The organism is Pseudomonas veronii (genome assembly GCF_001439695.1).
Taxonomy (GTDB): domain Bacteria; phylum Pseudomonadota; class Gammaproteobacteria; order Pseudomonadales; family Pseudomonadaceae; genus Aquipseudomonas; species Aquipseudomonas veronii.
Genome location: NZ_JYLL01000002.1, coordinates 394,477 through 411,573, shown reverse-complemented (window position 1 = coordinate 411,573; position 17,097 = coordinate 394,477). Strand labels below are relative to the sequence as shown.

Sequence of the window (17,097 nt, the reverse complement as noted above, 5' to 3'; positions counted from 1 at the left end):
GCGGCGTCGCCGCTCCTGACCCAAAAGCTCACCACTCTTATCGTTGCTGTTAGTCATAAACATAACCGTTTGCCTATCCCTTATCGTAAGGGGGAAACGGTGTCCTGTCTTTCATGGGGCTCGTTCAAGGACAGTGACAACGTCGATAGGTGAACTGCGTGAAGCGAGCTGCTCAATTGCCTGGTAAATCAGGCGGTGATCACGTCTGAAGAAATCGTCCGCAGAGAGGACGTCCGCGATGAGGTCCCATGTGGAGTTGTCGAGCATCAGGCCACCGATCACGCCTTGCTCGGCCTCAACCGAATGAGGTGGGGCTAGATCAAGGAGACTCATACCGCAGCTCTCCCCAAGGCCACCCTATTCGATAACAACGATATGTTCTGACTCAGACGCTCTTCGTTCAGCGCTTCAAATTTCGAGCGCCATTCGGGAAATAGCTCGATTGAGAGGTCTTTGATGACTTTGAAGGCGGTTGGTGAACGGCGGTAAGTGGGGAGGCGATACTCCAGTCGGTGCGCAGGAATGCCTTCTGTGGCAGCCCGACGAAAACTCACTGCCGCCGGGATAGTGGTCTGCATCATCTGGACCTTCGGATGATCAGCAAAGGTTTCGGTCAGCGTGTGATAGATCAGGTTTGCATCATTGGTTGCATCAAGCTTGTTGATCACGACATTCAGCATTGGCGTCACTGCGCCCAGTGCGGCCAAGGGTTCAAGGTCTCGGTAGAGCTGGAGCATTCCACGCTGAAACTCTCGTGCAGTCAGCATATCCGGGGTGATGGGCGAAATAGCCATTTGTGCCCCAAGCAATGCCATCTCCAGCACGATGGAGCGAGCACCTTGGGTATCGATCAGAATCAGATCAAAGTCCTGCTCGAAAGCCGGCAACAGATTCTTGAGACGAAGGCGCCCGTCAGCAGCATGGAGCAACAAATTTCCCAGCTGATTGAACGGATCATTGGAATGGATCAATGAGAGATTAGGAATGCAGGTCTGCGAAATGACCTGGTCGGCCCGAGTCTCGTTATTCGCGATCAGTTGATAGGTTCCACCAGGCGCCTCATGCGATAGCGCATAGAATGAGGACAGAGACGGCTGATTATCCAGATCAATGAGCAGGGTGCGGATCCCTGCATCGGCGCAGAACGCGCCCAGATTGACGCCGACCGTGGTTTTACCCGGCCCGCCTTTGGTTGAAACGACTGCAGCGACTTTCACGATATTTACCTCTGAATCGTAGGATTAGAGACGCATTCATGCTGGTCACGCTGTGCGCTTTGATCACCCCGGAAAAATCCAAGGCAAAAAAAAGCCTGCATCGCTGCAGGCTTTTTCCTATCTGGCTCCACGACCTGGACTCGAACCAGGGACCCAATGATTAACAGTCATTTGCTCTACCAACTGAGCTATCGCGGAATTCACCGTATGTTACTGATTAAAAAGGACAAGTCAAGCACTACCTGGCATTGCCGAACGCAATCGGATAACCCGTTCGGCTTTTACCCTGCGTGGGCCATTTCCTTGGCCAGGTCCAGCCAGGCGCGCGCTGCGGGTGGCAGGTGGGCGCTGGCGCGCCAGGCCAGGGCGATGTGCCAGTCGGTGTGGGGTTCGTCCAAGGGGATCAGGGCGATGCCGGCGTGCTGGTGCTTGTGCGCGAGCATGCGTGGCAGGAAGGCGACGCCCAGCCCTGCCGCCACCAGGTCGACGATGAAGTCGATCTGCCCACTACGGGCGGTGACGCGGGGCGTCACGCCCTTGCGTTCGCAGGCGGCGAGGATTAATGCGTTCAGGGCAAAACCGGCTTCGAACAGAATGAACGGTGAATCCGCGAGGTCGGTGAAGTCGATGCGCTTGCGCCGCGCGAGCGCATGGCTCATGGGCAGCACGGCCATCAGCGGCTCATTGCGCACGGGCTGGTAGTCGAAGCCATCGTCTACCGGCAGCAACAGGGCCGCCAGGTCGACCTCTCCGGCGTCCAGGCATTCATGCAGTTTTTTGCTGCCGTGCTCGGTAAGTTCGATATCGATGTCCGGGTAGCGGTTGCGGTAGGTGGCGAACATAGACGCGAACAGCACGCCGCATCCCACCGGCGGCAGGCCGATGCGCAGCACGCCGCGCTTGAGGTCGCGCAGGTCGTTGATCTCGGCGACCAGATCGCTGCGTTCGGCGAGCAGCACCAGGGCGCGACGGTAGGCAATTTCGCCTGCGGCGGTAAGTTCGTTCTTGTGTCCAAGACGATTAAGCAGCGGCGCGCCCAGTTCTTCTTCCAGGGTCTTGACGGCCTTGCTCACCGTCGACTGGGTCAGCGACACCACCTGCGCCGCCTGGGAAAACCCGCCCTGGCGCACCACCTCAACGAAGACACGCAGTGTTCTCAGGTTCATCGGTATTCCTTTTGCGACTGGGCACTAGCGATAAAAGTTGTTTTTATCATGCCAGAAGTTTGCTTACCGTAACCCCCCTTTGCCCTGTGGAGTCACTGCTCATGATCATTTCGTCGGCATCCGATTACCGTGCCGCCGCCAAGCGCAAGCTGCCGCGCTTCCTGTTCGACTACATCGACGGTGGCGCCTACGCCGAACACACGATGCGTGCCAACAGTTCGGACCTGGCCGAGATCAGCCTGCGCCAACGCATTCTGCGCAACGTGGATAGCCTGAGCTTGAAGACCACGCTGTTCGGTCAGGAACATGCCATGCCGATCATCCTCAGCCCCGTTGGCTTGACCGGTATGTACGCACGGCGCGGCGAGGTGCAGGCGGCCAAGGCGGCGGCCAACAAGGGGATTCCCTTCTGTCTGTCGACGGTGTCGGTGTGTTCGATCGAGGAAGTGGCGTCGCAAAGCGCGCAGTCGATCTGGTTCCAGCTCTATGTGCTCAAGGACCGCGGCTTTATGCGTAACGCGCTGGAACGGGCGCAGGCCGCCGGGGTGACGACGCTGGTGTTCACCGTCGATATGCCGACGCCGGGCGCGCGTTATCGTGATGCACACTCGGGCATGTCCGGGCCGTATGCCTCGGCGCGCCGGATGCTGCAGGCCGTCACCAAGCCACAATGGGCCTGGGATGTCGGCGTGCTGGGCCGCCCACACGACCTGGGCAATATCTCCAAGTACCTGGGCAAGCCCACCACCCTCGAAGATTACGTCGGTTGGCTGGCCAACAACTTCGACCCGTCGATCAGTTGGAAAGACTTGGAGTGGATACGCGAGTTCTGGAAAGGCCCGATGATCATCAAGGGCATCCTCGACCCGCAGGACGCCAAGGACGCAGTGAGCTTCGGCGCCGATGGCATCGTGGTCTCCAACCATGGCGGCCGCCAGTTGGACGGCGTGCTCTCCACCGCCAAGGCACTGCCGCCCATTGCCCAGGCAGTCGGCGATGACCTGACGGTGCTGGTGGACTCCGGCATCCGCTCCGGGCTCGACGTGGTACGCATGCTCGCCCTGGGCGCCAAGGCATGCCTGTTGGGACGTTCGACCGCCTATGCGTTGGCCGCCGATGGCCAGCACGGGGTGGAAAACCTGTTGGATATCTTCGCCAAGGAAATGCGTGTGGCCATGACGCTGACCGGCGTGACGTCGATCGAGCAGATCGACGCCACCACGCTGGTTCAGTACGGCGGGTAAAACCGCCGTCACCTGCCAAATAACTGACATCCTTTCGCCATGGCTGTTTTTGACCCCATAAACAGCCTTTGATTTATAAGGATTTTATTCAAAATAAAACAAAGTGGCATGAATCTCGCTCTAGCCCTTTCAAGCAGGTTAAGCGATGACAAGACGTGTGGCAGTGCCCAAGGGTTATAACCCCTGGCAAAGCGGTTTAAACTGTTTCCAATGTTTTACGGAACTGAAGGAACAGTAAGACGCTTGGCACTCGCCACTCTCATCGAGCCTGTAAGACAGCTAAGTGCTTAGAGGCCGACTGCTTATGAAAAACCCGCCCCAGCTCCACGCAATTGACTTCGACAGTGCCAAATTGCAACGCCTGGGCTTTAGTCAGTCATCCCCTCTCTCGCACCGCCCCACCACGGTTGCACAACTGCGCCAACAACTGGGCCTGCAACTGCAGACCAGCCTGGAACCGCAATGCATCCTCGGTCTGTTCTTTCGCGAGATCCAGCGCCTGGTGCCCCTGGACGCTCTGCACTACAGCCATCAGGCCAGTGACCTGCGCCTGGAATTCGGCCATCGCGGCCATCATTCGGTGAGCTACGCCTTGAGCCATGAAGGCGAACATCTGGGCGAGCTGGTATTCCGTCGCAACCAACGTTTGATGGAAGAAGAACTGAGTCAACTCGAATCACTGCTGGCCACCCTGCTCTACCCGATGCGTAACGCCCTGCTCTATCGCGCCGCGACCCGCAGCGCCCTGCGTGACCCGTTGACCGAAACCGGCAACCGCATCGCCATGGACCAGACCCTGCAGCGGGAAATCGACATGGCGCGGCGACACTCGACCCCGTTGTCCCTGCTGATGCTCGACATCGATCACTTCAAACGCATCAACGACACTCACGGCCACGCGGCCGGCGACAAGGTACTGCGCGCCGTGGCTGCGTCGATCAAGGGCCAGTTGCGCAATGTGGACATGGTGTTCCGCTTTGGCGGGGAAGAATTCCTGATCCTGCTCTCCAACACCGGCCGGGATGCGGCGGCGGTCGTCGGCGAGCGCCTGCGCCAGGCGACACAGGCCCAGGAATATTGGGCGGATGACATACGCATCGATCTGACGGTGAGCCTGGGCTGCTCGACGTTGTTGCCTGCCGAGTCTGCCGAAAGCCTGTTGCGTCGGGCCGACAGCGCCTTGTATGTGGCCAAGCGCGAAGGTCGCAACCGCTTGGCAATGGCGGGGTAAACCCCCGCCACGCGTTTCACATCACGCTTCGCTGGCGACGCGCACCAGGCGCTCGCGAACAGGTGCTGCCGCCGGTTTGTCTTTCTCCAGGCGCATGCAGTTTTCCAGGAACAGGTACATGTAGTTGTAGCTCTTGCACACGGCCTGGCGCAGCTCTGCCTGCAGTTGTCGGCTGGGGTTCGTACCGGCCAGGGTGCAGACGATTTCCAGCGCTTCCCAAGGGTGGGCATCGTCGTACTGGGCATGCATCTTCAGCCACTTCATCGCGCGCTTGCGGTCTTCCTCGGGGAAGGCTGCCGCATAAACGCCGGTGGAGCACACCAACGCGGACCACTCCCCCGTCGCGCCCTCGATGGCGTAGTTGGTGGCGGCGATCGCAACGATCAACGAATCGGCCGAACTGGTGTGCCAGCACCAATGGCTCAGTGCATGCAATTCCGGGGGTACGTTCTGTGCTTGCAGGTCTTCGAGGCTGACGCCGTGGGCGCGGGCCCAATGCAGCCAGTAATCGGCGTGGTTCAATTCCACCCGAATATTGCGCATCAGCCAACGCCGCGCCATATCCTCGCCAGGATGACGGGCAAACTTGGTCTTGGTGAGGTTCTGTGCCATATACAAGGCAAACTGTTCGACCACCGGCCAGCCACCGATCAGGTATTGGCGCATGGTCTTGGCGCTCAGCGTGTTATCACGCATGCGCTGATACAGTTCGTGTTCGACAACTCGGCGCTTGCTCTCGCTACAGTCCTGGATCAATTGCTGAGCCCAGGCGGGGTAACTCGAGGCTTCCATAAGCGGGCCGGTTCGGTTGAAGGTGTCGATCACTGTAAGGCTCCTTTTTAAGTGTGATTGTACAGACCAGCAAATGTTTCAGCGGAATGTGCCGGGCGCCTTGAATAACAGAGGCTGCGGCCGCACAGGTCGACACTGCAAACTATCAAAGGTAAACAATTGCGGGCGTTCAATCACATAGCCCTGAGCGTAATCCACACCAATCTCAAGCAATGCCTGTTCGATGTGCGGCGTTTCAACAAACTCAGCAATTGTGCGCTTACCCATGACGTGGCCGATGTGGTTGATCACTTCGACCATGGCGCGGTTAATCGGGTCGTCCAGCATATCCTTTACGAAACTTCCATCGATCTTCAGGAAGTCTACAGGTAAATGTTTCAGATAAGCGAATGAGGACATTCCGGCGCAGAAGTCATCCAGTGAGAAATGGCAACCTAAGGCTTTGAGTTCATTAATAAAGCGAATCGCACTGCCCAAATTGGCAATAGCGCAGGTCTCAGTTATTTCAAAACAAATCATTTCTGGCGGAACACTGTAAGCCGCGAACTTCTCGCGTAAAAAACCGAGAAAAGCGTCATCACCAATCGTTATGCCTGACAGATTAATCGCACACATTGCCATGGGCCGGCCCGGACGCTCATGCATGCAACGGGCAATCAGGTTGAACACGTTGTCCACCACCCAGCGATCCAGGGAACTCATCAACCCGTAACGTTCAGCGGCCGGAATGAAACTGTCGGGCAGAATGATGCGGCCGGCCTCGTCATGCAGGCGCAGGAGGATTTCAATGTGCCCATTGTCGGCGTCGGTGTGCCCCAGGGGCGCGATTTCCTGGGAGTACAGGCAAAAACGGTTTTCTTCCAGGGCCATGTGCAGGCGCTGCACCCAGGCCATCTCGCCAAAGCGCAAGGACAGCTCGGAGTCGTCCGCGTGGTAGACCTGCACGCGGTTGCGGCCCTTTTCCTTGGCCATATAGCAGGCCATGTCGGCGGCGCGCAGCGACGTTTCCAGGGTGGTCGGCACCTGGGAGATATGCACCAGGCCAATGCTGACGGTGGTCATGAACGGCCGGCCCTTCCACACGAAATGCAGGTTCTGCACCGTGTGGCGCAGGCTTTCGGCGATTTTTTCCGCCACCGACGCCGGGCAGTTCTCCAACAGGATGCCGAACTCGTCGCCCCCCAGTCGCGCCAGGGTGTCACCTTCACGCAGATCCGATTGCAGCAGTGCGCAGATATGCCGCAACAGCTCGTCGCCTGCCGCATGGCCGCAGGTGTCGTTGACCAGCTTGAACTGGTCCAGGTCTAGGAACATCAAGGCATGCCGCCCGCTGTGCTCACGCGCGACCTGTTGCAGCACCTGTTCCAGGCGGAACTCGAACTCGCGACGGTTGGCCAGCCCGGTCAACGCGTCATGGGTCGCTTGCCACGACAGGTTGGCGATGTACTGACGTTCCTGGGTCATGTCGTGCAGCACCAGCACCGCGCCGCTGACTTTGCCGGCGCTGCGGATCGGCGCGCCCACCAGGGTCACCGAAACGGTGCTGCCGTCCAGGCGCTGGATGGTTTTGGAGTGTTCGCTGCCGCCGCTCAAGCGGCCCTTGGTGATGTGCTCGATCAGCGCAAAACCATCGGGCTGAGCATTTTCATCCAGCAGGTTGAACAGTGCCGCCAGGGGCAGGCCCTGGGCATGGGCCGACGTCCAGCGCGTCAGGGCCTCGGCGGCCGGGTTCATGTAGGCAATGGCGCCATCGACATCGGTGGTGATCACCCCATCGCCGATCGACTCCAGGGTGATCTGTGCCCGCTCCTTCTCCACTTGCAGGGCATCGGCGAACGCGTGCCGCTGCGCCAACAACTTGTGGGTACGCAGCAGCGCCAGGGCGATCAGGCACAAGGCCGTGGCCAGGTTGGTGATCAGCAACAGCCGCAGGACGACGCGCGAGCCTTCACCCAAGGCATCGCTGAACGCCTTGGCCGCCGGCGTCACGCCGTCGTTGATGGCAAAGATATGCGCCTTCCATTGCCGCACATCGTCGTCATGGACCTGACCCGCGGTGATCGCCCGGTGCATCGACCGGGCCAAATCATCCAGCTGGACCAGGTAGCCATCGCCCACGGTCCACAGTTCGATGGCTTTTTCCAGGTAGCTGAAATGGCGAAAGTTGAGGTACAGCCAGATCACGCTGGAGACGTCGTCCGGGTGGTTGCCACCCTTGATGATCCCCTCGCGCGCCGCCTTGAGGTCGGGGGCAGGACGGTCCAGGGCGACACGCAGTTCATGCCCGCCCTGGGGCACGGCAATGGCTTGCTGGTATTTGAGGTAGGTGGCTTCGTCGCGATTATCGGCGTACAGCGTCAGATAGTAGATGGCGTCTTTCTGGCCCTTGGACCACAGGCTTTCGCCGCCCACATAGACGCGCACCGCTGAAAGCACATACAGACTGACACAGCCTAATAATGCCTGGAACAATACGACGGCAATAAAGGGCCAGACAATGCCCAACAACCTTGGCGTTCCGAGAGTCCGCTTCTGCTTCATGAAGTCCCTTGCACATGCACAGCTGAATACGCACGCGAACATCCGCTCCTAATAGCACAGCGTAGGCTAAATCAACGCACTTGTTGCAAGTGCCCGTAAAGTTTGGCGTACAAGCCACCCTCCGCGATCAGTTGCTGATGGTCGCCGTCCTCGGCGATATGCCCACCGTCGAACACCAGCACCCGATCAGCTTGTTTCACCGCCGAAAGCCGATGGGCAATAATCAGTGTAGTCCGCCCACTGAGAAACCGCGCCAACGCCTGGTGCAGGTTGTACTCGGTGGCGGCGTCCAGGGCCGAGGTTGCCTCATCCAGGATCACTACCTTCGGCTCGGCCAAGACCATGCGCGCAATCGCCAGGCGTTGGCGCTGGCCGCCGGAAAAGCGCACGCCAGAGCGTCCCACCACACTGTCCAGGCCCAGGGGCAACGCCTTGACGGTCGCCTCCAACTGGGCGATTTCCAGGGCCTGCCAACACGCCTGGTCACTGCGGTTGCGGCCCATGGTCAGGTTGGCACGCACGGTATCGTTGAACAGCGCGGGGTGTTGCAGCACCACCGCGACGTGCTCGCGGATAGTCTCCAGGCCGATTTCCTGCTGGGTTGCACCACCGAAACGAATACTGCCGGCCTGCGGTGTGTACAGCCCCAGCAGCAGTTGCACCAGGGTACTTTTACCGCCGCCGCTGGCGCCGACAATCGCGACCTTCTCACCGGGTTCGATGCTGAGGTTCAACTGGTCGAGCACCCGCTCTTCGCCATAGCCGAACGTCAGGCCACGCACGTCGATGCCGACCGTTTCGCGCCCAGTGAACGGGTCCGCGCCGCCGACATATTGCGGCTCATCGGCACGGGCGAGCAGCTCGTTGATCCGCGTCAGCGCCCCGCCCGCCGCGTAGTAGGCATATTGCAGGTTCAACAACTGCTCCACCGGGCCGATCATGAACCACAGGTAGCTGAACACGGCGAGCATCTGGCCAATGGACAGGTCGGAAAACAGCACGGTGAGCATGGCCGCCGCGCGAAAAATATCGATGCCGAACTGGAACAGCAAACCGCTGGCGCGGCTGGAGGCGTCGGTTTTCCATTGGGAGTGGATAGCATAGTCACGCACTTCCTGGGCGCGCTGGCCGAGGCGCCCGAGGAAAAAGCCCTGGCGATTGCCGGCACGCACTTCCTGGATGGCGTCGAGGGTTTCGGTCAACGCCTGGGTGAAGCGCGAGGTGCTGTCGTTTTCCAGTTTTTTCAGGTGTTTGACGCGCTTGCCCAACTGCACCGTGGCATAGATCACCAGTGGGTTGAACAGCAGGATCAGCAACGCCAGTTGCCAGTGCATCCACACCAGAATCGCCGAGGTGCCGACCAGGGTCAGCATGGCCACCAGGAAACGGCTGAGGGTTTCGCCGACGAATTTGTCCAGCGTGTCCAGGTCGGTGACCAGGTGCGTGGTGACGGTGCCGCTGCCGAGGCTTTCGTACTCGCCGAGGGAAATACGCTTGAGCCGCTCGATCAGGCGCACGCGGATGCGGTAGACGATGTCCTTGGCCAGCCGCGCAAACAAGCGCGCCTGCACCACGTTGAACACCAGCGCACCACAGCGCAGGGCCAGCGTCACCAGCAGCATCAGGCCGATATAACCGGCGGCTTTCTGCCAGCCCAGGGGCAGCGCGTGGTTCATTACCTTGAGCGCGGCATCGCCATGGCCCAGCAGTACTTCGTCGACCAGCAAGGGCAACAACAGGGGGATGGGCACGCTGCACAGGGTCGCCAGTACGGCGACACCATTGGCGATCCACAGGGATTTCTTGTGACGCAAAGCCAGGCGGCGGATTTCCGCCCAGGTCAGTCGATCGACGCGGTGGGAGGGCTCTGTGTCAGGCTGATCAGGCACAGGCGGCTCGCTCCAGCCAGCGGCCGAGCAGCGGCGACAGCTCGGACAGCGGCTGGTAGCCATTGGTCAGCAAGGCCAACTGGCCATTGCGCTCGGCCAGCAACGTCGGAAAACCGGCGATCCCCAAATCCTGCACCCAGGTGAAATCGGCGGCGGTGGCGGCGTGCTGCTCAGCGCGGTCAAACGCCCCGGCGAACTCGATACGCGGTATGCCGGCTTTTTCCGCCAGCTCCACCAGAATACTGGCGAGGGTCACGTCGCGCCCCTCGACATAAAACGCATGCTGGATCAGCCCCAGCAGCTTCCACGCGCAATCCGGCGCCAGGTTGCGCGCGGTGACGATGGCGCGGCACGCCGGCTCAGTGTCGTAGACAAAACCGTCGGGCAGCGCGCCCTCATGCTTGAACGTCTGCCCGGTAGCGTCGGTGACCGCCTGCCAGTGTTCCAGGATATAGCGCCGGGTCGACGGGTCCAGCGCCGCGCCGCTGCCGGTGCGCAAGCCGCCCACCACCAGGTGCAACTCCACGCCGGCCGCCTGGGCCTGCTCGACCAACGCCTCGGCTACCGGAGCAAAGCCCCAGCACCAGGAACACATCGGGTCCATTATGTAGAGCAGGCGCGCGGACATGGTTCAGGCCTCGGAAGGGGTTTGCTTGTAGTTGTAGCCAATCGGGTGCGGCATATTGCGAGCCTTGGCCAATTCAATCTGCTTTTGCCGGTCGATCGCGCTGCGACGGGTTTTCTCCGGCAGCTTATCCCAGCAATGCGGGCAACTGATGCCCGCCACGTAGTGCTCGGATGCGCGGTCTTCCACACTAACCGGTGTGCGACAGGCATGACATTGATCGTAGTCGCCTTCGCTCAAGTCGTGGCGCACAGTGACGCGGTTGTCGAACACAAAGCAGTCGCCCTGCCATTTGGTCTCGGCCTGCGGCACCTCTTCGAGGTACTTCAGGATGCCGCCCTTGAGGTGGTAAACCTCATCGAAGCCTTCGCTGAGCATATAGCTGGAGGCCTTCTCGCAACGAATGCCGCCGGTGCAGAACATGGCGACTTTCTTGTGCTTGGCCGGGTCGAAGTTGGCTTTGATGTAGTCGGGAAATTCGCGAAAACTGGTGGTTTTCGGGTCAATCGCGCCTTCAAAGGTGCCGATGGACACTTCATAGTCGTTACGCGTATCGATCAACAGCACTTGCGGGTCGCTGATCAGCGCGTTCCAGTCCTGCGGCTCGACATAGGTACCGACTTTTTTGTTCGGGTCGACGCCTTCGACGCCCAGGGTCACGATCTCTTTCTTGAGCTTGACCTTGGTGCGATAGAACGGCTGCTCGTCGCAGTACGACTCTTTGTGGTCGATATCGACCATGCGCGGGTCGTTCTTCAGCCAGGCCATCAAGCCATCAATGCCTTCGCGGCTGCCGGAAACGGTGCCGTTGATGCCTTCTTCGGCGATCAGCAAGGTGCCTTTGATGCCGTTGTCGACCATCGCCTGCAGCAGGGGCTCGCGCAGGGCGACGTAATCTTCGAGGGTGACGAACTTATACAGTGCCGCCACGACAATCGGTTGAGTCATGGGTGTTCTCTCCAGGTGGCTACCCTCGTAAGGGGTGAACCGGATGCAAAAAAAACGCGCCGGCTAAGCGGCGCGTTGCGGATTCTATCAGGGATGAACCGTTAACTGTAGGAGCGAGCTTGCTCGCGAAGGTCGTGAACGATGACACGGATAACCTGACGCCCAGCGGCGCTCTGAGTTTTTTCGCGAGCAAGCTCGCTCCTACAGTAAATTCAACATCAACCCGTCAATGGCCGCCAGCGCAGGTCGGCGAGGCCGGGGCTGCGTCGGTTTTCGCCCATTCCTCAGGCGTATAGGTATGCAGCGCCAGCGCATGAAACTCGCTCATCAGGTCACCCAGGGTGGCGTAGACCTTCTGGTGGCGCTTGACGCGGTTAAGCCCTTCGAACTGCTGGCTGACCAGCACGGCCTTGAAGTGGGTCTGCAACCCACGGCTGTGCATGTGGCTTTCGTCCAGCACGCTCAGGTGGTCCGGGCCCAGGGCGGCAAGCGCCGTTTCGATACGCTGTTGCATGGTCATTCCTGCTTACTTCTTCTTGGCCGGTGCGGCGGCTTTAGGTGTCAGCTCGTTGGTCATGTCTTCCAACAGCTTGTTCACCACCGGCACGGCGCTTTCCAGCTTGGCCTGGGTCATCTGGGCCGATTGCTGGGTCAGTTGCGGCATTTTTTCCAGGACTTTCTTGCCCAGCGGCGACTGGTAGAAGGCAACCAGATCCTTGAGTTCGGATTCGCTGAAGTTGCTGGTGTAGAGCTTGACCATGTCCGGTTTCAGTTTTGGCCAGCCGATGGCCTGGTCCAGGGCGGCGTTGGCCTTGGCCTGGTAGCTGTCCAGTACGGACTGCTTGGCGGCAGGCGCTTTGGTCTGTTCGAAACGCTGGGCGAACATTTGCTGCACTTGCATGTACACCGGGGTCCCCAGCTTGTCAGCGTGGGCCAGGGTAAGGAAGGCTTCGGCACTGGCGTTGTGGCTGGCGGTATCGGCAAAAACCTGGCCGCTGGCGCAAACCAGAGCAACCGCGGTACAGATGGCACGAAGACGAGTCATCGAGTTTCCTTTTCTAGCAGGCGAGGTAAGACCCCAAGGGCGCCCATTCTGCGCCTAAAAAACGCCATGGCTCAACCCCACCCCTTGTCAGGCATGGATTTGCGGTGGATGAATCCGATGAAAAGGCTTTTATGGAACCCCCAGGGCCGATCACGGCCTAAACTGCGCAAACGAACCTGAAGGAGTGTGCCCGATGAGCCGTATCGAAACCGACAGCCTGGGAGAAGTCCAAGTCCCGGATGACGCTTACTGGGGCGCGCAGACCCAACGCTCGCTGGTGAACTTCGCCATCGGTGAGCAGCGCATGCCCCTGGCGGTCTTGCACGCCCTGGCCCTGATCAAGAAAGCCGCCGCCCGGGTCAACAGCCGCAACGGCGACCTGCCCGCCGACATCGCACGCCTGATCGAACAGGCCGCCGACGAAGTGCTCGACGGCCAGCATGACGACCAGTTCCCGCTGGTGGTGTGGCAGACCGGCAGCGGCACCCAGAGCAACATGAACGCCAACGAAGTGATCGCCGGGCGTGCCAACGAGCTGTCGGGCAAGACGCGCGGCGGCAAGAGCCCGGTGCATCCGAACGACCATGTGAACCGCTCCCAGAGTTCCAACGACTGCTTCCCCACCGCGATGAACATCGCGGCGGTGCAGGCGGTCAACCAGCGACTGCTGCCGGCGATCACACACCTGTCCGGCGGGCTGGCGGAATTGTCGGCGCGGCATATGAAGCTGGTGAAGACCGGTCGCACCCACATGATGGATGCCACACCGATCACCTTTGGCCAGGAACTCTCGGCGTTCATCGCCCAGCTCGATTACGCCGAACGCGCGATCCGCAGCGCCCTGCCCCAGGTGTGCGAGCTGGCCCAGGGCGGCACCGCGGTCGGCACCGGGCTCAATTCGCCCCACGGCTTTGGCGAGGCGATTGCCGCCGAGCTGGCAGCCTTGTCGGGTTTGCCGTTCGTGACCGCACCCAACAAATTCGCCGCCCTCTCCGGCCACGAACCGCTGGTGACGCTGCACGGCGCCCTGAAAACCCTGGCCGTGGCCCTGATGAAAATCGCCAACGACCTGCGCCTGCTCGGCTCCGGCCCGCGCGCCGGGCTGGCGGAAGTCAAACTGCCGGCCAACGAACCGGGCAGCTCGATCATGCCCGGCAAGGTCAACCCGACCCAGTGCGAAGCGCTGTCGATGCTCGCCTGCCAGGTCCTGGGCAACGACGTGACCATCGGCATTGCCGCCAGCCAGGGGCATTTGCAGTTGAACGTGTACAAACCGGTGATCATCCACAACCTGCTGGAATCGATCCGCTTGCTGGCCGACGGCTGCAACAACTTCCAGGAACACTGCATCACCGGCCTTGAGCCCGACGCCGACCAAATGGCCGCGCACCTGGAACGCGGGCTGATGCTGGTGACCGCGCTCAACCCACACATCGGCTACGACAAATCGGCGCAGATCGCCAAAAAGGCTTACGCCGAAGGCCTGACCCTGAGGGAAGCCGCACTGGCCCTGGGCTACCTCACCGACGAACAGTTCGACCAATGGGTACGCCCGGAAAACATGCTGGAGGCCGGACAATAAGCGCGTAGCGCGTGCTTTTGCTTTGCTCTTGCTCTTGCTCTTGATCTGCTTTTGATCTTGATCTTAGGCGCCCCGTTAAACCACGCTGGCCGAACGCAGGTTTGAATCCGTGGGTAACCCGGCAGGACGCCGGGTTAGCCGTCCTGGGCCATGGATGGCCCATGACGGCGGCCCACGGATTCAAACCTGCGTTCGGGCACACCGAGCCTAGGCGAGGTGCCGAGTGGTGGGGCAAGAGCCCTTTTGGTTACTTTTGGGGCTCTTTTCCAAAAGTGACCCGCTGTAAGAGCGGAACCTATAGCAGCCGTTACCAAAGAAACGGATATGTACTCAACCCAAAAAAATGGTCGGCCCAGAGGCCGCCATCGGGGGCAAGCCCCCTCCCACATTTGGAACGAGGTGAACCTGTTAGATATGTATCGGCTGTCAGGGCGCCATCGCAAGCACCCCCCCTCCCACACTTAGGCCCGCGTACACCCGATAAAAACACCTGGGCCAATCAAGACACCAACCGCGCCCGCCGCGCCTTGAGCCCCGCAAACAACGACGGCGCCAACGCCACGGTCGCCGACCCCAACACCACCACCAACGCCCCCACATACCCCAGCGCATTGATCTCTTCAGCCTGCACAAAATCCGGCCACCACCACGCCGCCAGGGCCACCGCCACAAACGTCACCAACGGCGTCAGCGCCAGGGTCGCACTCACCCGCGAGGCTTCCCAATGGGCCAGGGCCTCGGCAAATGCGCCGTAGGCCACCAGCGTGTTCATGCAGCACGCCAGCAGCAGCCAGCCTTGCAGCGGACTCAGTTGCAGGGCCTCCAGCGGATGCGCCCAAGGCGTGAGCAACACCGCGCACGACAGGTAGATCACCATCATCACCTGCAGCGAATTCCACACCGTCAGCAATTGCTTCTGGCCCAAGGCGTAGAACACCCAGATAGTAGTGGCGAGCAGGACCGTCAGTACCCCGGCGGTGTAGGTGCCCAGGGACGTCAGCAACTCCACCAGACGCTGGTTGAAGAACAGGCCAAAGCCGATGACCAGCACCACCAGGCCCAACACCTGGCCCAGGCTGAAGCGCTCTTTAAACACAAACACGCTGGCGACCATCAGGAAGATCGGCCCCATCTGCACCACCAGTTGCGCCGTACCGGGGCTGAGCATGTTCAGGCCCACCAGGTACAGCACGTAGTTGCCCACCAGCCCGCACACGGCCATCGCCACCAGCCAACCGCGGCGCGGCCCGAGCACGCGCAGGCTGGGCAAGCGCTTGACGGCGGCGAGGTAGACGAACAGGCAACTGCCGGCGACCGTCAGGCGAAACCAGGTGACGGTGATCGGGTCCATCACCTGCAACACTTGTTTGAGTTTGACCGGAAGAATGCCCCAGAGCAGCGCGGCCAGCAGGGTCAAGCAAAAGCCATAGACCCAGCGGCCGGAAGAGATGTGCATGAGTGCCCCAGAAGCCAGAGGAAGTGGAACCGGCATTCTAGGGGCAAGTAGACGGATTGGGATACGGCACTGTGCAAGTGCGGGAGCCGGCCTGCCCCCACAGTGGGCTCAGCGCACAGCTTCGAACAGCCCGGTCGCCCCCATGCCGCCGCCCACGCACATAGTGACGATGCCGTAACGCAGATTACGCCGCTGCAACTCACGCACCAGGTGCCCGACTTGCCGCGAGCCGGTCATGCCGAACGGGTGGCCGATGGAGATCGAGCCGCCGTTGACGTTGTATTTGGCATTGTCGATTTCCAGGCGGTCGCGCGCATACAGGCACTGGGAGGCGAACGCCTCGTTGAGTTCCCACAGGTCGATATCCGCCACCTGCAAGCCCTTGGCCTTGAGCAACTTGGGCACCGAGAACACCGGGCCGATGCCCATCTCGTCGGGCTCGCAGCCAGCCACAGCAAAGCCACGGAAAAACGCCTTGGGCTTGAGCCCCAGGGCCAGGGCTTTTTCCAGGCTCATCACCAGGGTCATCGAGGCGCCGTCGGACAATTGCGAAGAGTTGCCCGCGGTCACCGAGCCGTCTTCGGCAAACACCGGCTTCAAGCCCTGGAGACTGGCCAGGGTGGTGTCGGGGCGGTTGCAGTCGTCGCGCTCGACCACACCGTCGAGCACCTGCACGGCGCCGCTGTTCTTGTCCTCGACCGCGTACTTGACCGCCATCGGCACGATTTCATCGTTGAACAAGCCATCGGCCTGGGCCTGGGCGGTGCGCTGCTGGCTTTGCAGGGCATACCGGTCCTGGTCCTCGCGGCTGACGTGATAGCGGCGCGCAACGATTTCGGCGGTCTGGCCCATGGGAAAATAGAGGCCCGGCACCTGCGCTTTGAGCAACGGGTTGATCAGGTTGTCGGTGTTGACGCTTTTCATGGTCAGGCTGATGGACTCGACGCCGCCGGCGACAATGATATCGCTGCAGCCCGAGGCGATCTGGTTGGCCGCGATGGCAATCGCCTGCAAGCCCGAGGAACAGAAACGGTTGAGAGTCATCCCCGCCGTGCCTGTGCCCAGTTGCGACAGCACCGCGACGTTGCGCCCGATGTTGTAGCCCTGGGCGCCCTCGTTGGAGCCCGCGCCGACGATGCAATCTTCCACCGTGGCCGGGTCGATGCCGTTGCGTGTCAGCAGCGCGTTGACGCAATGAGCCGCCATGTCATCCGGTCGGGTCTGGTTGAACTTGCCGCGAAAGGACTTGGCCAGGCCGGTTCGCACGCTGTCGACGATCACTACTTCACGCATGGGGCTACCTCGATCTTGTCGTTGTTGGGAGAGCGCTCGAGAATAAATCCAGGCCCGCCCAACCGCGA

At 60.8% G+C, this 17,097-nt stretch carries 14 protein-coding genes, 1 tRNA gene and 2 pseudogenes; 4 read left to right on the top strand and 13 right to left on the bottom strand.

Features of this window, described 5'->3' with window-relative positions:
- Nucleotides 1-123: 123 nt before the first annotated feature.
- From TU80_RS04340 to TU80_RS04325, 4 genes and pseudogenes are all read right to left on the bottom strand, one after another.
- Nucleotides 124-333, bottom strand: a pseudogene (locus TU80_RS04340) (DnaB-like helicase N-terminal domain-containing protein); the annotation flags it as partial.
- Nucleotides 330-1,217 carry a ParA family protein gene (locus tag TU80_RS04335; protein ID WP_057003907.1) on the bottom strand — a complete coding sequence of 296 codons (888 nt, stop codon included), beginning with the start codon at nt 1,215-1,217 and terminating at the stop codon, nt 330-332. The gene TU80_RS04335 and the pseudogene TU80_RS04340, both read right to left, overlap by 4 nt.
- Nucleotides 1,218-1,339: 122 nt before the next feature.
- A tRNA-Asn gene (locus TU80_RS04330) sits at nt 1,340-1,415 on the bottom strand.
- An 83-nt stretch (nt 1,416-1,498) separates the two neighbouring features.
- Nucleotides 1,499-2,383, bottom strand: a complete 885-nt coding sequence (locus TU80_RS04325) for a LysR family transcriptional regulator (RefSeq protein WP_057003906.1) — start codon at nt 2,381-2,383, stop codon at nt 1,499-1,501.
- Between the two features lie 101 nt (nt 2,384-2,484).
- Between TU80_RS04325 and lldD the strand changes: the two genes are divergently transcribed.
- Complete coding sequence (gene lldD, locus TU80_RS04320) at nt 2,485-3,627, top strand: FMN-dependent L-lactate dehydrogenase LldD (RefSeq protein ID WP_046382592.1); 1,143 nt, start codon at nt 2,485-2,487, stop codon at nt 3,625-3,627.
- Nucleotides 3,628-3,931: 304 nt separating this feature from the next.
- Nucleotides 3,932-4,858, top strand: a complete 927-nt coding sequence (locus TU80_RS04315; RefSeq protein ID WP_046382591.1) for a GGDEF domain-containing protein — start codon at nt 3,932-3,934, stop codon at nt 4,856-4,858.
- Between the two features lie 21 nt (nt 4,859-4,879).
- Here the strand turns inward: TU80_RS04315 and TU80_RS04310 are convergent, their stop codons facing one another.
- The 5 genes from TU80_RS04310 to trhO all read right to left on the bottom strand — a co-directional run bounded on the left by TU80_RS04310 (nt 4,880) and on the right by trhO (nt 11,653).
- Nucleotides 4,880-5,650, bottom strand: coding sequence for an iron-containing redox enzyme family protein (locus TU80_RS04310; protein WP_186355089.1), 771 nt, complete (start codon nt 5,648-5,650; stop codon nt 4,880-4,882).
- Nucleotides 5,651-5,728: 78 nt separating this feature from the next.
- Complete coding sequence (locus TU80_RS04305) at nt 5,729-8,191, bottom strand: EAL domain-containing protein (protein WP_046382589.1); 2,463 nt, start codon at nt 8,189-8,191, stop codon at nt 5,729-5,731.
- A 71-nt stretch (nt 8,192-8,262) separates the two neighbouring features.
- Nucleotides 8,263-10,080, bottom strand: a complete 1,818-nt coding sequence (locus TU80_RS04300) for an ABC transporter ATP-binding protein (RefSeq protein WP_046382588.1) — start codon at nt 10,078-10,080, stop codon at nt 8,263-8,265.
- Nucleotides 10,073-10,708, bottom strand: a complete 636-nt coding sequence (locus TU80_RS04295) for a DsbA family protein (RefSeq protein WP_057003905.1) — start codon at nt 10,706-10,708, stop codon at nt 10,073-10,075. Before TU80_RS04295 ends, TU80_RS04300 begins: the two co-directional genes overlap by 8 nt.
- A gap of 3 nt (nt 10,709-10,711) precedes the next feature.
- Nucleotides 10,712-11,653, bottom strand: a complete 942-nt coding sequence (gene trhO / locus TU80_RS04290; RefSeq protein WP_017845867.1) for an oxygen-dependent tRNA uridine(34) hydroxylase TrhO — start codon at nt 11,651-11,653, stop codon at nt 10,712-10,714.
- 86 nt (nt 11,654-11,739) lie between these two features.
- Between trhO and TU80_RS33300 the strand changes: the two are divergent.
- Nucleotides 11,740-11,862, top strand: a pseudogene (locus tag TU80_RS33300) (outer membrane lipoprotein carrier protein LolA); the annotation flags it as partial.
- Between the two features lie 17 nt (nt 11,863-11,879).
- On the opposite strand, the gene TU80_RS04285 reads toward TU80_RS33300, so the two are convergent.
- Both TU80_RS04285 and TU80_RS04280 read right to left on the bottom strand, forming a co-directional pair.
- Nucleotides 11,880-12,173, bottom strand: a complete 294-nt coding sequence (locus TU80_RS04285; RefSeq protein WP_026139887.1) for a BolA family protein — start codon at nt 12,171-12,173, stop codon at nt 11,880-11,882.
- 6 nt (nt 12,174-12,179) lie between these two features.
- A complete protein-coding gene (locus tag TU80_RS04280; protein ID WP_010567461.1) occupies nt 12,180-12,698 on the bottom strand; it encodes a DUF2059 domain-containing protein in 519 nt (172 codons plus the stop codon).
- Between the two features lie 193 nt (nt 12,699-12,891).
- Here TU80_RS04280 and TU80_RS04275 point away from each other — a divergent pair, with 193 nt between their 5' ends.
- A complete protein-coding gene (locus TU80_RS04275) occupies nt 12,892-14,280 on the top strand; it encodes a class II fumarate hydratase (RefSeq protein ID WP_057003904.1) in 1,389 nt (462 codons plus the stop codon).
- Between the two features lie 499 nt (nt 14,281-14,779).
- Here the strand turns inward: TU80_RS04275 and TU80_RS04270 are convergent, their stop codons facing one another.
- Complete coding sequence (locus TU80_RS04270) at nt 14,780-15,736, bottom strand: DMT family transporter (protein ID WP_017845864.1); 957 nt, start codon at nt 15,734-15,736, stop codon at nt 14,780-14,782.
- Nucleotides 15,737-15,844: 108 nt separating this feature from the next.
- The gene (locus TU80_RS04265; protein WP_046483950.1) at nt 15,845-17,029 is read right to left on the bottom strand and encodes a thiolase family protein; all 1,185 of its coding nucleotides are present in this window, start codon (nt 17,027-17,029) and stop codon (nt 15,845-15,847) included.
- Between the last annotated feature and the right edge of the window lie 68 nt (nt 17,030-17,097).

Bases quoted from the DNA above. Each gene is read 5' to 3' on its own strand.
- TU80_RS04325 (WP_057003906.1), bottom strand. From the start codon at position 2,383: ATGAACCTGAGAACACTGCGTGTCTTCGTTGAGGTGGTGCGCCAGGGC.
- lldD (WP_046382592.1), top strand. From the start codon at position 2,485: ATGATCATTTCGTCGGCATCCGATTACCGTGCCGCCGCCAAGCGCAAG.
- TU80_RS04315 (WP_046382591.1), top strand. From the start codon at position 3,932: ATGAAAAACCCGCCCCAGCTCCACGCAATTGACTTCGACAGTGCCAAA.
- TU80_RS04310 (WP_186355089.1), bottom strand. From the start codon at position 5,650: ATGGAAGCCTCGAGTTACCCCGCCTGGGCTCAGCAATTGATCCAGGAC.
- TU80_RS04305 (WP_046382589.1), bottom strand. From the start codon at position 8,191: ATGAAGCAGAAGCGGACTCTCGGAACGCCAAGGTTGTTGGGCATTGTC.
- TU80_RS04295 (WP_057003905.1), bottom strand. From the start codon at position 10,708: ATGTCCGCGCGCCTGCTCTACATAATGGACCCGATGTGTTCCTGGTGC.
- trhO (WP_017845867.1), bottom strand. From the start codon at position 11,653: ATGACTCAACCGATTGTCGTGGCGGCACTGTATAAGTTCGTCACCCTC.
- TU80_RS04285 (WP_026139887.1), bottom strand. From the start codon at position 12,173: ATGACCATGCAACAGCGTATCGAAACGGCGCTTGCCGCCCTGGGCCCG.
- TU80_RS04280 (WP_010567461.1), bottom strand. From the start codon at position 12,698: ATGACTCGTCTTCGTGCCATCTGTACCGCGGTTGCTCTGGTTTGCGCC.
- TU80_RS04275 (WP_057003904.1), top strand. From the start codon at position 12,892: ATGAGCCGTATCGAAACCGACAGCCTGGGAGAAGTCCAAGTCCCGGAT.
- TU80_RS04270 (WP_017845864.1), bottom strand. From the start codon at position 15,736: ATGCACATCTCTTCCGGCCGCTGGGTCTATGGCTTTTGCTTGACCCTG.
- TU80_RS04265 (WP_046483950.1), bottom strand. From the start codon at position 17,029: ATGCGTGAAGTAGTGATCGTCGACAGCGTGCGAACCGGCCTGGCCAAG.